The 13680-nt window shown below is 48.0% G+C and carries 20 protein-coding genes; 14 read left to right on the plus strand and 6 right to left on the minus strand.

Annotation, left to right across the window (positions count from 1 at the left end; translation table 11 throughout):
• The first annotated feature begins 27 nt into the window (after positions 1-27).
• From B5066_RS13460 to B5066_RS13485, 9 genes are all read left to right on the plus strand, one after another.
• A complete protein-coding gene (locus B5066_RS13460) occupies positions 28-423 on the plus strand; it encodes a MerR family transcriptional regulator (protein WP_079476415.1) in 396 nt (131 codons plus the stop codon).
• A gap of 86 nt (positions 424-509) precedes the next feature.
• The gene (glnA, locus tag B5066_RS13465; protein WP_079476416.1) at positions 510-1856 is read left to right on the plus strand and encodes a type I glutamate--ammonia ligase; all 1347 of its coding nucleotides are present in this window, start codon (positions 510-512) and stop codon (positions 1854-1856) included.
• A 445-nt stretch (positions 1857-2301) separates the two neighbouring features.
• Entirely contained in the window at positions 2302-2475 is a 174-nt protein-coding gene (locus tag B5066_RS16830) for a hypothetical protein (protein ID WP_158219134.1), read from the plus strand.
• 206 nt (positions 2476-2681) lie between these two features.
• Positions 2682-2819: a hypothetical protein gene (locus B5066_RS16835; protein WP_158219135.1), complete on the plus strand. Its 138-nt coding sequence runs from the start codon at positions 2682-2684 to the stop codon at positions 2817-2819.
• 55 nt (positions 2820-2874) lie between these two features.
• The gene (locus B5066_RS13470; protein WP_079476417.1) at positions 2875-3114 is read left to right on the plus strand and encodes a hypothetical protein; all 240 of its coding nucleotides are present in this window, start codon (positions 2875-2877) and stop codon (positions 3112-3114) included.
• Positions 3115-3280: 166 nt separating this feature from the next.
• The gene (locus tag B5066_RS13475) at positions 3281-4126 is read left to right on the plus strand and encodes a DnaD domain-containing protein (protein ID WP_079476418.1); all 846 of its coding nucleotides are present in this window, start codon (positions 3281-3283) and stop codon (positions 4124-4126) included.
• A complete protein-coding gene (locus tag B5066_RS13480; protein ID WP_244897373.1) occupies positions 4014-4886 on the plus strand; it encodes a DnaA ATPase domain-containing protein in 873 nt (290 codons plus the stop codon). Before B5066_RS13475 ends, B5066_RS13480 begins: the two co-directional genes overlap by 113 nt.
• Positions 4887-5036, plus strand: coding sequence for a hypothetical protein (locus tag B5066_RS16840; RefSeq protein WP_179124115.1), 150 nt, complete (start codon positions 4887-4889; stop codon positions 5034-5036).
• Positions 5037-5339: 303 nt separating this feature from the next.
• Complete coding sequence (locus B5066_RS13485) at positions 5340-5720, plus strand: hypothetical protein (RefSeq protein ID WP_079476420.1); 381 nt, start codon at positions 5340-5342, stop codon at positions 5718-5720.
• A 108-nt stretch (positions 5721-5828) separates the two neighbouring features.
• Here the strand turns inward: B5066_RS13485 and B5066_RS13490 are convergent, their stop codons facing one another.
• Both B5066_RS13490 and B5066_RS13495 read right to left on the minus strand, forming a co-directional pair.
• Entirely contained in the window at positions 5829-6422 is a 594-nt protein-coding gene (locus B5066_RS13490) for a DUF4352 domain-containing protein (RefSeq protein ID WP_179124116.1), read from the minus strand.
• A 119-nt stretch (positions 6423-6541) separates the two neighbouring features.
• On the minus strand, positions 6542-7093 hold the full coding sequence (locus B5066_RS13495) for a hypothetical protein (RefSeq protein ID WP_079476422.1): 552 nt from the start codon (positions 7091-7093) through the stop codon (positions 6542-6544).
• Between the two features lie 314 nt (positions 7094-7407).
• On the opposite strand from B5066_RS13495, the gene B5066_RS13500 reads away from it, so the two are divergent.
• Together B5066_RS13500 and B5066_RS13505 are read left to right on the plus strand one after the other, a co-directional pair.
• On the plus strand, positions 7408-7593 hold the full coding sequence (locus B5066_RS13500; protein WP_079476423.1) for a hypothetical protein: 186 nt from the start codon (positions 7408-7410) through the stop codon (positions 7591-7593).
• 122 nt (positions 7594-7715) lie between these two features.
• Positions 7716-8132: a hypothetical protein gene (locus B5066_RS13505; protein ID WP_079476424.1), complete on the plus strand. Its 417-nt coding sequence runs from the start codon at positions 7716-7718 to the stop codon at positions 8130-8132.
• A 386-nt stretch (positions 8133-8518) separates the two neighbouring features.
• Here B5066_RS13505 and B5066_RS13510 read toward each other — a convergent pair whose 3' ends face one another.
• The gene (locus B5066_RS13510; RefSeq protein ID WP_079476425.1) at positions 8519-9439 is read right to left on the minus strand and encodes a hypothetical protein; all 921 of its coding nucleotides are present in this window, start codon (positions 9437-9439) and stop codon (positions 8519-8521) included.
• Between the two features lie 38 nt (positions 9440-9477).
• The gene (locus B5066_RS13515; RefSeq protein WP_079476426.1) at positions 9478-9789 is read right to left on the minus strand and encodes a hypothetical protein; all 312 of its coding nucleotides are present in this window, start codon (positions 9787-9789) and stop codon (positions 9478-9480) included.
• A gap of 287 nt (positions 9790-10076) precedes the next feature.
• On the opposite strand from B5066_RS13515, the gene B5066_RS13520 reads away from it, so the two are divergent.
• From B5066_RS13520 to B5066_RS13530, 3 genes are all read left to right on the plus strand, one after another.
• Entirely contained in the window at positions 10077-10283 is a 207-nt protein-coding gene (locus B5066_RS13520; RefSeq protein WP_079476427.1) for a hypothetical protein, read from the plus strand.
• Positions 10284-10375: 92 nt separating this feature from the next.
• Positions 10376-10582: a hypothetical protein gene (locus tag B5066_RS13525; RefSeq protein WP_079476428.1), complete on the plus strand. Its 207-nt coding sequence runs from the start codon at positions 10376-10378 to the stop codon at positions 10580-10582.
• A gap of 147 nt (positions 10583-10729) precedes the next feature.
• A complete protein-coding gene (locus B5066_RS13530) occupies positions 10730-11374 on the plus strand; it encodes a C40 family peptidase (RefSeq protein WP_079476429.1) in 645 nt (214 codons plus the stop codon).
• A gap of 69 nt (positions 11375-11443) precedes the next feature.
• Here the strand turns inward: B5066_RS13530 and B5066_RS13535 are convergent, their stop codons facing one another.
• Entirely contained in the window at positions 11444-12469 is a 1026-nt protein-coding gene (locus B5066_RS13535) for a thermonuclease family protein (protein ID WP_079476430.1), read from the minus strand.
• Positions 12470-12732: 263 nt separating this feature from the next.
• Complete coding sequence (locus tag B5066_RS13540) at positions 12733-13626, minus strand: universal stress protein (protein ID WP_079476431.1); 894 nt, start codon at positions 13624-13626, stop codon at positions 12733-12735.
• Between the last annotated feature and the right edge of the window lie 54 nt (positions 13627-13680).

Raw genomic sequence — 13680 nt, forward strand, 5'->3', positions numbered from 1 at the left:
TAGTTTCAATGAAAGGGGGCGTAACGCATGAATGATCATGTACGCCGGAATACCCCTTTATTTCCGATTGGGATCGTCCAGAAGCTGACGGAACTCACCCCAAGGCAGATTCGCTACTACGAAGAACACGGCCTGGTGTTTCCGACACGGACCGAAGGCAACCAGAGGTTGTTTTCCTTCCGCGACGTGGATCGTCTGCTTGAAATCAAAGCGATGATGGAGCGGGGCGTGAACCTTTCAGGCATCAAGGAAATCTATGAGTTAAAAACGTATTCCGAGGAACCAAAGCAGCCCTCGGCACCAAGAAGTCATGATATGACCGACCGCGAACTGCGCAAGCACCTCCGCAAGGAAGTGATGATGGCAGGCAAATACTCGCGTCCGTCCATGATTCAGGGACAGCTGTCGCGGTTTTTCGACTAACAGCAGGATTAACTTTTTCCCGGCTGCGGCCGGGGGAAAGATCTAATAATTCACAATTCCAGTTTTAGAGAGGAGTCACAATTAACATGGCAAACACGAGAAAAGACATTTTAAAGTTTGCAGAAGAGGAAAACGTTAAGTTTATCCGCCTTCAGTTTACTGACTTGCAAGGAATTATTAAAAACGTGGAAATCCCGGTGGACCAGCTGGATAAAGCATTGGACAACCTGATGATGTTCGACGGTTCTTCCATTGAAGGCTTTGTGCGTATTGAAGAATCCGATATGTACCTCTATCCGGACCTTGACACATGGATTGTTTTCCCATGGACCCCGGAAAAAGGTAAAGTCGCACGTTTAATTTGTGACATATATGAGCCGGGCAAACCTGGCCAGGATCCAACACCATTTGAGGGCGACCCTCGCGGTATTTTGAAGCGTGTACTTAAAGAAGCAGAGAAATTAGGCTTCACCGACTTCAATATTGGACCGGAGCCTGAATTCTTCCTTTTCAAAAACGATGAAAAAGGCGAGCCGACCACAACCCTGAACGATAAGGGCGGTTACTTTGACCTTGCGCCGACCGACCTCGGCGAAAACTGCCGCCGCGATATCGTGCTTGAGCTTGAAGACATGGGATTTGAAATCGAAGCTTCCCACCACGAAGTGGCGCCGGGACAGCACGAAATCGACTTCAAATACGCAGATGCCATCACGGCCTGCGATAACATCCAGACGTTTAAGCTCGTGGTTAAAACGATCGCGCGTAAGCACGGCCTGCACGCCACCTTTATGCCAAAGCCATTGTTCGGCGTAAACGGCTCCGGCATGCACTGCAACATGTCCCTGTTCAAAGGCAAAGAGAACGCGTTCTACGACAAGAAGACCGATTCTCAGCTGAGCACAACGGCTATGCAGTTCTTAGCAGGTACTCTTGAGCACGCGAAGGCGTTCACGGCGCTGACGAACCCAATCGTCAACTCCTACAAGCGTCTTGTGCCGGGCTACGAAGCACCAGTATACGTTGCGTGGTCCCTGCGTAACCGCAGCCCGCTCGTGCGTATTCCGTCCTCCCGCGGCATGAGCACGCGTATCGAAACGCGCAGCCCGGACCCGGCAGCGAACCCGTACCTTGCGATTGCAGCAATGCTCGCAGCCGGCTTAGACGGCGTCAAGCGGAAGCTCGAGGCTCCAGAGCCGACAGACCGCAACATCTATGTGATGGAAAAAGCAGAACGCGAAGAGCTCGGCATCGAGGACCTTCCGGCAGACCTGAACGAAGCGCTTCAGCACCTGCTGAACGACGAAGTTCTTGTGAACGCCATTGGCCCGCACGCCATCGAGCACTTCGCCGAAGCAAAAGAAATCGAGTGGGACATGTTCCGCAGCCAGGTACACCCTTGGGAAAGAGAGCAATTCCTCTCCACGTACTAAAATCGAAAAAACCCTTCAGCCGCAATGGCTGGAGGGTTTTTTGTGTTTTATATTATATTTTCATTTTATAAAACGTCCCTAATTACAAGACGTAAAGAACTTGAACAAAATATAACTCAAGAAATTGAAAAACTATAAGGTGAAATTCTACCAGCCCACTGGAGGACATTGAACGACGACGCAACGCTGTGATTTGATGTCTTCCTTTTTTGTTAAGAGGTATTTATGAAAAAGAAACGGCAGGAGAAGAAGCAGCAACTGACGGAGGGAGAAATTAAACGTGCCTCAGTTGATTGAAGGGGGATGCAGCTGCTTATTGGTAACCTTACGCTTTTATGGTCATCCTTTTTTATAAATTAATGTAAAAAAATAGAAGGAAATCTTCTAGAATTAACGAAAGTTAAACTTATAGAATGGCAAGACTATTACCTTAGGGGGGATTAAAATGACAGAAAAAATTCAAGTAGGAGATACGTACCGCGATAGGGACAGTGGAAAAGTATATGAGGTAACGAGGTTTAACGGCAACTCTGTAGTGCTCACAAAAGAAGAAACGTCATTAGCTGTGATCCCAATCATGGAAGAAGGAGTTCATTTACCAGGCTTTGTAAAGATATAAGTCACTATTATAATTGTAACGCTTTGGAGAACTTTTTATGCGTTGAGGAAATTCTCCATAAAACATAAAATTAGCAAAGAATTTATAAGTCTTAGTGTGCCCATTGTTTTTTACATGACTTTCATCCCAAATACGCATTTAGACGTTTGCTTCCCCTGTATAAAGAGGTAGAGAAGGATACATAAAAAAATAAGGGATGATAAAAAATGAATAAAGCACATTTGATTACGGAGAAACTGGCGCTGGAGGAAGAGTACGATAAAGGTGAGGTTCCGCACGATGAATACACCGAGCGTGTGGAGGAGCTGCAGCAACAGCTGGAGAAGCCGAACTTTGTAAAATAAATGTAATTATGAAAAGTTAGAATACTATGGTAGTGTGTAAGCAGAAGGTGATAAAATGAGCAACTTTGCTTACATTAAACGCGGAAAAACCAATGAAATTCTCATTGGAGCGTACAAGGAAATCGTCAATGCGTATTACGGAGAAGATATTTACTCGTTTGATACCGAAGAGGAATTATTTCACAGCATTCAAACGTACCGCCAAAAAGAATATATCATCACCCGCCTGAGCGAATTACCCATCATCGATGCGATGTGGAAAAAGGCAGGAGACGCCCGCTGCGAAACCGAGTAGCGGGTTTTTTGTGTTCAATTGCAGGAAGGTCGTATGAAGCAGTTATAAAAAAGTTCACCTTATATAATAATTTTTCGTCCCCCGAAATGAACCTTCCAGACAATATACAACGTGGAGAAGACGAAAAATAAACGTTTTCTTTGAAATTTATAAAGAGGTGAAAAGCGTGAGCAAGCATCAGGAACTGCGGGCCATCATGAAGAAAATGAGCGGGCAGGACAGCATCATCACGGTGCCGCGTATCTTTATCGAATATTTGGAGGGCGATCTGAATACGGCGCTCGTTTTAAATCAGCTTGTGTTCTACGCTGACAAAACGAAGCGTACCGACGGCTTCTTTTATAAAAGCTACGGGGAATGGGAGGCAGAAACGGGATTAACCCGGCGCAAAATCAAAGGGTCGATCGATAAGCTGGTCAACAAAGAGCTGGTCACCACCAAGCTGAAAAAGGCGAACGGGGCACCAACGCTGCACTATGCGCTGGATTACGACAAAATGCTTGCTTCCATTACGGCAAAATGTGCAAATCCATCCGAACAGTCTGTCACTAACCCGGATTCGGACAAAGTGTCGGATTCCATAACAGATGATTTGCAGTTGAATTCCACAAATGAATTAAACAGTAGTCGACAGGCCTTCGTCAGCGTTGTTCCGTTTTACCAAGAGAATTTTAGCGGAATAATGACAGCCTATCACCGGGAGCGGCTGGATGATTGGGGTGAGGCGCTTTCCCCGGAGGTTGTGCTTCGGGCCTTAGAGATCACCATTCTTCAGGGCGGACGCAGCCTGAAATACGCTGAGCAGATCCTGAATGATTGGCAGCGGTTCGGATGTCGCACACTTGATGATGTAGAGAACTACGAAAAAACGAAAAAACAGCAGAAGGAGGCACGCCGACATGGAAGAAGCAGCCCAAGGCATGCAAGAGGTACTCGCCAGTCTCGAAAAGAAATCAGCGGAAATGAAAAGCAATCCACTCTCGGTAACGGATGGTACCGGCCGGGAAGCTGATTACCAGTGTCCGGTATGTAAAGACCAGACCGGCTGGCTGGAAAAGGTGGAAGGAGTCGAAAAATGGGTTATCTGCTCATGTATTCGCGAGCGCCGGACGCAGCGGCTGCTTCAATTCAGTGAGATCACTGAAAGCTTCCGAAACGTCACCTTCGGGCAGTTTCAGACCGATAACGTGGATCCGCAGGTAGCGAGTATGAAAGAAGCCGCGCTCGCCTACTACAGCACTTACCAGGAGCTCCGGAAGCAGCGGGAGAACAGCATGCTGATCATGGGGGTTCCGGGCTGCGGTAAAACGCATATTTTGACGGCGCTCAGCAACAACCTGATGCAGCGTAAAAAGCTCGAGGAGGAGGGCGGACAGCAGCAGGGCGTATCCGTTCAGTATTTTCCTTACGTGGAAGGGTTCAACGACCTGCGGGACGACTTTAATCTTTTGGAGCGGAAAATGGAGCGCTTGAAAAAGGCGGATGTGCTGTTTATCGATGATTTGTTCAAGCCGGTGAAGCAGTGGACGAAAGACGGGCACGAGCGGGTGCCGCGGGCGACGGCCTGGCAGATTGAGCAGATGTACGCCGTGATTAATCACCGGTATCTAAATCATCTGCCGATTCTCGTTTCCACCGAGCTGATCATGGAAGAGCTCGTGGAGGTGGATGACGCGCTCGCGTCCCGAATCGTGCAGATGTGTAAATCCTTCCTGGTGACGATCACCGGGCCGAAGAATGACTTAAACTACCGACTCAAAGGAGTGTATTAAATGATGCCAGCGTGCGGGGTTGTAATGCATGGGAGAAAACTGAACGAAGCGGAAGAACAGCTGCGAAGGGAGCGAGTGCAAAGGAACTTGGAGCGCTTTAAAGAAGCGGAACGGAAATTTGAAAGGCAGAAACTGGCGATGGAAGCATAATTTATAGGTGAACTGATAAAAACGTATGTTAAATCTTTTTATTATTTTAGCAAACAGAATGTAAAATTATTTATTTCTGGGAGGCAGAATAACGACGGGAATCATCATTTGAAACATCTTTAACCTTCCTTTCATTATGTTCTTATGAAAAAGGAATTGCCGTTTTTTACGGTTCTAAAACTCGTGTTTCTCAGAAATTTAAATAAGCGAAGAAATAAATCGATGATAAAGAGGCATTCAATTAAAATCGAGTTAGGCCATCCAAAAATTAGGGGATAGATGAATATATAGTGGGGTGGTTTCATGAAAAGAAGGATCAGGCTTACGGCGCTTTACGGCAGTACGTTTCTTGTTATTAGTATTATTGTGGGTTACATATTCGATGGGGAGTTCGATGAAACCTTTGTTGCCGGTCATACTATCGGAGGGATTATCATTGGATTATTTATAGCTCCGCACTACCAGGAAAATTCTGAGGAGGAAACACCAAGGCTGGTACGCATCAACAGAATTATTACAAACACCGTATATATCTTCCTGATACTCTTTTTCATTATGTTCAGCTTGAATTTTATATTTGATTCCACCAATTGGAAAGCTACGTCGTTCTCTGCAATTCCGCTAATCATAGCTTTAATAATCAAACTTGTTTATCAATGGCGGGTGAAGAAATTTAAGGGATAGAGGAGATCATCGCATGTATGCATTGAAATAACGAAATCCCTGCAGTCACTATGGCTGCAGGGATTTTTGTATTAGCAAATAATTTTTCTGTTGGAGTAAGACCCTAATTTATTCGGTCAAATTAACTGTTGCAGAATTGCTTCCAAGAATACCTTCTTGAACTTGCGCTTGAAGATCATCTGCTTCAGCGACTTCTTCATTTACATCAAAGGCGATCACGCCGCTAGAAGTAGAATCAGGATTGATTTGCTCTAAGAACAATCCCATACCGTCTTCATTAGCATAACCAGAAGCTTCAGAGTCTGGCTCGTAGGTATTACCATCGCTTAGTAATTTCACGTAAGACTCGTCTACAGTAATAGCTTCACTACCATTATTTGTGATTTCTACATCGACAAGAATATACGTACCGTCAGCTTCTGTTTCTAAGCCATCAGAACCTACTGTTTCGGTCGTTTCCATGCCATTAATGACATAAGTCACGTCTCCAACCTGAACTTCCTCACCGGTGCCATACGTTTCTTCCTCAGAACCTCCATCTTCTGACGCGTTACTTTCTTCTGAAGAACTTTCATTGTTACTGCTGTCGCCAGACGATTCCTCTCCGTCTCCGCCAGTAGCCATCACAATGATCATAATAATAATGACCACCAAGACGAGGGCGCCGATGCCTGTCAAACAGCCTTTAAACATTTTTCCCATAAAATTGAACCTCCTACATATGTAATGAAACGAGGTTAATTTTACCATTGGCACTATCAATTGGCAATTATTTTTTCATACTTTTTTCATACATTGTAATACTTTTTACTCAATATTCTTTATTCTGACGTTTCAAGCTGGCTGTCCTGCGCCGGCTCGTTTTCAATCTCAATATCACTATCCTCCGCAACGTCTCCCAAAACCAGCGGGACTTCCGTATCAGGAGCAAAACCATCGAAGCCGCCGTACACCGCTATGGTTACCCCCACCTTCAGGTAGCTGTCCTCTGGGGCTGTGACTAAAAAAGTATTTTTCTCCCCTGAAGGTGCATACATTCTATAAACGCGTTCGTCGTAAGGGTTAAAATTCTCACCGGGCGAATATTCATGAGTGATCTTTCCCTCTATCACGATAGGGGTGTTTTCTTGCATCCCCTCGTAATACGGCTCAGCTGCGTTCTTTAAATTCTCGTCGAAATCGCTTTCTTCAGGAGGCTGGGCCACTGATTCCTCCGGGGCAGAGCTTTCCTCTGTATTATTACTGTATGGTTCTTCAGAGGCTTCCTGCTCGTTGTTCTCCTCCTCCGGGGAAGCATTCTCCCCCAGACTACACCCCGCAGAAAAAATACTGACAGAAACTCCCAGGATGAGCAGCATCATTTTCTTTTGCACCGAATCCCTCCAGCCTGTACTAAATACAAAAGCATTCGTTTATTTATAATACTACTATTTATATCTTCATGCTTTTTGTATAAATTCCTTTAAGGGGAGGGGAAAGAAATAAATAAATGAAGTGTGGGCATCATTTTGGGTTGGGGAAAGCCTGTAGGGAGGGCTATAAATTTAACTAAAATGATTTTTGGATTTTGGGGCATCCACTCCATCTTTTATCGCTATAAGTTTTATGCTTTTGGAATGTGGGAATATTAATCCCAATCCATTAGTTCAGGTATCTGGATCACTTATTAATAAAGGAGGTCTTTTGTATGGATGAACTGAAGGAACACTTACTGCAGCAGGCAAAGTCGGTTAAAGAAGGACAATCAATTGAAGCGTCACTGGGCCGGGAAGAAGAAGCCTTTGACGAACTGATTGCCGAGGGTCATATAAGTGCTAAGAAAGTGGACGGCATAGGCGAGAATACAGTGGAATACGTCGACATCAGCACATAAAAGCATGAATCCAGTAAAGCATCTGCCTCCAGGGCGGGTGCTTTTTAGTTTGTAATAAATAAAGGTTTCCCCCTGGCGGTTAAAGGCTATAGTGGCCACTACTAGCAGCAGGAGGGATTTAAATGAACGAGGAAGAAATAAATGCAAAGATAGAGGAGCTCGAACAAGGACTGAACCGTTCCAGCGATACGCTCGAAAACGATCATAACGTGCCTGTGAATAAAACAAAGGCGGCTCGCGAAGCGGCTGTCATATATAAATATGGCGGCGAGGATCACACCAATACTGCGGAGGAGCCGACGAATCTTCGGGTGGAATTTGACAGAAGTCCCACCGGCGAATGCACTGCAAAAGCCGTTTTCCAGACCAATCGGCATAACACGGAAATTGCAGGCGGGGAAAAGCCGTTTGAAGCATTGTATTCATTAAATACAGAGGAGAGCACATGGAAGATTGATGCCCCGGGCGGCAAAGAGCTGGAACAGAATGATCTGGACAAAATCCTGGCGTATACCTTTCAAAGCTATCTATTGGAATAGTGAGTACAAGCCGGCAGTCCTGTTCGGGCTGCCTTTTTGTGTAGAATTAAAAAAGGCTCTGTGCGCACACAGAGCTAGCTGAGGGGATATGCTTTCGCCATGTACTATCATCTTCCACCAAGAAGAGGATATGAGAAAAGTGGTACATGCTCTATAATAAAGCGCTTTCATCATAAAATCACGAGGCAATAGTCCTTTTTTACAAATTGAGCCTATCCTGTTATAAAAAAGGGCCCCGCGGGGAATACGGGGCCAGGCTCAGGAGCGGGATGAAATATTCATCCCACAAGCACTTTATCGGATGAACAGTATTCATTAATGAGTCCTTGGATAGAAATAATATAAAAAATATTAAAAGAAGTTTCTGTCTGCTGCAGACGGCGCTGTTAACGATTGCTGGCTTTTTGAACAGCCTGCTCGACCGTTTCTTTGGAAACGTTGAATTTGTCTGCGGTGGCTTCCACCGGGCTGTTGCCCGAATCAGTACTTTGCCCGTACGCCGGCCCGGCCCAGTAAAAATACATGTCCAGTTCTTTGTCTGTCGGGTAGTTTTCCTCCTGCTTCGGCAGTCCTTCGTTATTAATGGAGCCATACACTGTGTCGATTTCGTGGTTGCTGTAGTCTCCGGGCTCATCGTTTTCGGCCGCCTCAATGTCTCCGTGAGGAAAGTAATCTGTTTTCCCGTAAACATACCCGCCGTAATCGATCGCTTCTTTGGCGTCGACAAAGTTGATCGTCAGCAGATGGAACTCTTCTTTTTTCTTTATGTCCATGATCACTTCGTCACTGATGGTGTCGATAACAGTTTCATCAATGGAAGTGGGCGCTGCGTCCGGAATCACATAATAATTTACATAAACAGTGTCATTGTAATTAGTATTTTCGCCCTTGTGCAGCGTATAGGAAGGAATGTCCAGTTCGGAGGCTCCCCCGGTTTGTTCTTTTTCGTATGCCGTGAACTCATCCTCCATCTTTTCGGATAAAACGGCGCACGGCACGCCATCATGATTCGAATCAAGGCCGCCCGGGTCATTCTCAGAGCTGAACTTGTGCTCCGTCCAGTAGGCATACAGCTGCTGATCGTCCTCGAAGTCGCTGCAGCTTTTTAGCGCCGTATTATCTTTGGCCGCTTCTGTTTCTGCAGGGGCAGCTTCCTCCTCGCCGGGGTCATTTATTGGGGTGCCCGCAAATAACGCTGCGGCGATACCAATCAAAAGACCCAGGTAAACCATGAAAGCCGTAACAGCCTTCCATCTTGCACCGGACCGGAACCCGGGCAGCCGGCGCCATTTATGTTTTTTCTGCATGAAATTCCCCCCTGGATACTCGGCATACCCCTCTGCAATTACAGGTGATTGTCCTGTTTTATCTTTTTTAGAAAATATGCTTCCTTCGATTTGAATTCCAGCTCATCGATTTTACTTATAATGAAATGATACCTGGAAATTTCGTTGCTGATTTTTAACCCTTTTAATAACGCATCCACCGCCTGACGGATTTCCGCAGCCTCCCGAAGGCTTTCAAACACGATGACGTTCCGGGTAACCAGTCTTGCTTTATCGTGATTGGCCAATTGGGTAATCAAATCAAACAGGTTGTCATAATTGCTGGTTTTCGTATTGTTGATTAAATCGACACTAATCAGAAAGACTCCCATCGAGCATCCCCTCCTGGACCTGTTGGGACGGTATCTTCGTTCATGTTCAACGTGAAACGGCAAAGCTCCGGGGTCAGTCCTGCTTTTCCTTTTTCTGTCTGGCATAAGTCACCCAGCCGATGTAAATGACAATGAAAGCAGCAATTATCGAAGCCATCGTGTCCTGCCTCCCGTGATTTGTTAAGCCTATTGTACCACAGGGAATTCGAGGAGGGGGTTGTCAAAGGTGTCCGGAAGCTGCCTTTTGGGCATGCAGTGGAAAAATAAAGCGTAAAGGGGCGATGGCGATGTATTATGAACCGGGAACGCGCGTATTCAGCGAGGCGAGGCAGCAGTGGGGCGAAGTGATACTTCAAAACCGCCATAAAGGGCCGCAGTGGTACTACGCGAAATTCACCCCGGTCCGGTCGGGGTGGCATCATGAAAGCGACCTGTGGGATGCGGAGGAGCTGTTCGTGTGCAGCTGGGACCGTCACCGGGCGGGACAAATATGACCGCGCCGGCGTAATTTTATTCTCCCCGGTGGTCGTTTCCCCGGATTAAATGTAAAATAGGTGGCGGTGTTATAAATTTGGGAGGGATCGTTATGTATACATCTATTATCTTTTTCATCGAAGACGGGGACCGGCTGATTGTGCCGAAGTCCAACGAGACCCCGAGCGTGGATGAAATTATTGAAAAGCTGAAAAAAGGCAAAAAGCAGGACCTGAAAATGTCCGAGGCCTTCAGCGAATGGTTCAACACCGAAGTGGAGTGCAAAAAAGTAACCAGCGTCAGCGTCAACTTTATTTAACAGCGAGCATCTGCCTGCGGGCGGGTGCTTTTTTCATCGATTAAAAAATTTTCGGTGGATGGTTGTAAAAAAGGAGGCCCGGGTTCCTTTACTGTACAGGGCGGCAAAAAGCCGGCACCTATTCGCTTCAGGAAAGGATGATGAGCATTGGCACAAGCATTGGGGCATCAGCTGATTACGTACGGGGAGGATCATCTCGGCACGCCGTATGAATTCGGCGGCGACGGCACGGATACGTTTGACTGCAGCGGCTTTGTCCGCTACGTGATCGAGTATGTAACCGGGGAAATTATTCCTCGGACCGCAGCCAGCCAGTCGGAAACAGGGACGCCTATTGCGGAGGAGGATCTGCGGACCGGCGATCTCTTGTTCTGGAAGGACACCCGCTCAGAGGATCTGAACCATAATGAAGTGACCCATGTCGGCTTTTACGTGGACGGACAGACGTTTTTAGGGGCGCAGGGGTCCACCGGCGTGGCGTTTGCCGATTCGACGCGCGACTACTGGCAGTCCCGTTACGTCGGGGCACGGCGTGTCGTCGACAGTACCGCAGCCCCGCTCACCAATGTAGGCGGAAAGGGAGACCTGCTGCGGGTGGTCGCCAGCCAGGTGAATTACCGCAGCGAACCGTCCTGGGACAGCGGTGCCGTAGCGGGAAAAGTCACGGAGGGCGAGGTGTTTACGATCGAACGCCGCGTCCCGATGAAGGAACGCTCGGATCTGTTTGAGCTCATCTCCGGTACGTATATTACGACGCATGAAAACTACGTGGAGGTGCTGCCGCAGGGGTAAGTTAATACGGCAGCAGCAATAGAAAGCAGGCCCGGCATGCGCTGCCGGGGCCTGCTTTTTTCGTTTTATTTACGTTTCGCAGCCGACGCCGTCTCCGTCACGGTCGAGATGGCTGCCGTAGCCCGGGTCACCTTCGCGGACCGGGGCGGCCCCTGCATTGCGGGCCGCACCGCAGTTGTCATAATACACGTCTTCAGAGGATTCTTCGCTGCCGGAAGAGCCGGAGTCTTCCGAGTCACTGGGATCTTCGGAAGTTTCTTCGTCACCGTCCTGCTCCTCGTAGCCGTCGTCGGTTACATAATCATCGATCGACCAGATGCCGATGCCGGCCGACCGTGCGTCCGCCTCCGCAGCTTCAAATTCGTCGAGGTACTCCGTGTTTGGTGGGTAGACGGCTACCCGGGCGAGTCCTTCCTCAATCAGCTGCTGGTTGAAGTTTTCCCCGTCCACAAACACGTAGGCAAGCAGCCGGCCGTAATAGTCGCGCTCCTCGACGCCGAGCTCGAGCCGCACGTCTTTGCCGTCCAGCTCACTAGTCGTAAATTCCGCAGCCTCCGGTCCGAACGGCTGCACGCCCATCTGCGGGTGTTTGGTTTCCGGAGTGTCGACGAGAATGAGGCGGATGCGTTCCTCGCCGCCTTCGTATTCTACATCGATTGTATCTCCATCGACGACGTTGGTTACTGTCGCGTTGGTGTCTTCAACATCAGAGGCGGAAGATGTGTCTGCCGATGCTTCTTCTTCGGTACTTTCGCTGTCTTCCTTTGTTGCAGCACTGCTGTCGGACGATGTACTTTCGGTGGTGGCTTCTTCAGTGCTGCTGGCATCTTCCTCGTTCGAAGCGTCTTCCTGTTGCTGATTGTCTTCTGTCGTGTCGTCATTTTTACGGCCGGAGGATTCCTGTCCATCAGCATTTCCGTTATTTTCTTCTGCCTGTTCTTTTGGGTCTGTAGTATGTTCATTCTCCGCCGGTTGCTCGCTCGCTTGTTCTTCTGCGGCCTCGTTGCCGCTTTCCTGGCCGGGCTCTTCACTGCATGCTGTGAGAAAGAGCGTGAGCGCCAGGGTGGAGGATAAAAGCGTTAATGGTTTTTTCAATAGAATCACCCCGCTGCATAATTGGTTAGCATATAAACAGGAAATAGATGGACGTAATGTATGAAAAAAGTAGCGGTTGTTAGTATTAGTAATAGTGTACAAGAAAGCAGAGTAAAAGAAAATAACTAACCTGACAGTGTATTTAGTTGTCTGTGCGCAACAGAATATAACTGCAAAAAAATACACGCGTGAAAATTCCTATGTCATAAAATGACAGTGAAAAAGCCCTCTGCGTCTTTGCAGCGCAGGGGCTGGAACCAATACTATTTCGGCAGATAGTCGTTTCGCACAATCAGCACGTCACAGGCAGCCCGCCGCACGAGACTCTCCGAAACGCTGCCAAGAAAGAGGCGTTCAGCGCGTCCCATTCCGGAGGAACCGGCGACGATCAGGTCCGCTTCGAATTTGTTGGCGGCCTCGGTTGGAATGACTACCTTCGGTGCGCCGTATTCGACGGAGAAGTCAATGGCGGAAATGCCGGCTCCGACGCTCAGGCTGCGGTATTCCTCAAGCAGGTCCTTTCCGCGTTCTTGGTACATTTGGATAATATCTTCAGTATGGTATTCGGCCGAGGAGATAAACGGCGTATTCAGCACATATACGACCTGAACCCGGCTTTTCTCCCGTTTCGCAATGTCGAGGCCGGCATAGAGGGCGCTGGTAGACACCTCGGAGCCGTCTACGGCAATCAGCACGGAGCGGTACGGCGCCGGCGGCTTTTCGTTTTTAACAATCCAGACGTCGCAGGAGGCATGGCGGACGATGCTCGCGGCAACGCTTCCAAAAATCCTCTTTTCAAACGTGCCGGCTCCGGAGCCCCCGGACAGGATCAGGTCAGCTCCGAATTCGTGGGCAATTTCGCCGGAAATCAATGCTTTGGGAGGGCCTTCCTTCATAAACGTCAGCACGTTTTTCACGCCCTGGTCTTCAGCGCTTTGTTTGGCCCGGTTTAAAATATCGGTGCCGATACGTTCCGACGCGCTTAACAGATCCGGCGACCCCCGGCGGAGCTCGCGGATATTGTGGTAATCGATGATGTAGCAGAACGCGAGCGCGCTGTCGCAGGTGAGGGCGGTTTCAACCCCTTTTTGAAGGGCGTATTCCGATTCCTCCGATCCGTCGAGGGCCACGAGGATGCGTTCATAATGCAGCGTCATTGCAATCAATCCCTTCTGGCTTTTTAGTATACCTATAGTTTAGCTCATTTTTTC

The organism is Marinococcus halophilus, from assembly GCF_900166605.1.
Lineage (GTDB): Bacteria > Bacillota > Bacilli > Bacillales > Marinococcaceae > Marinococcus > Marinococcus halophilus.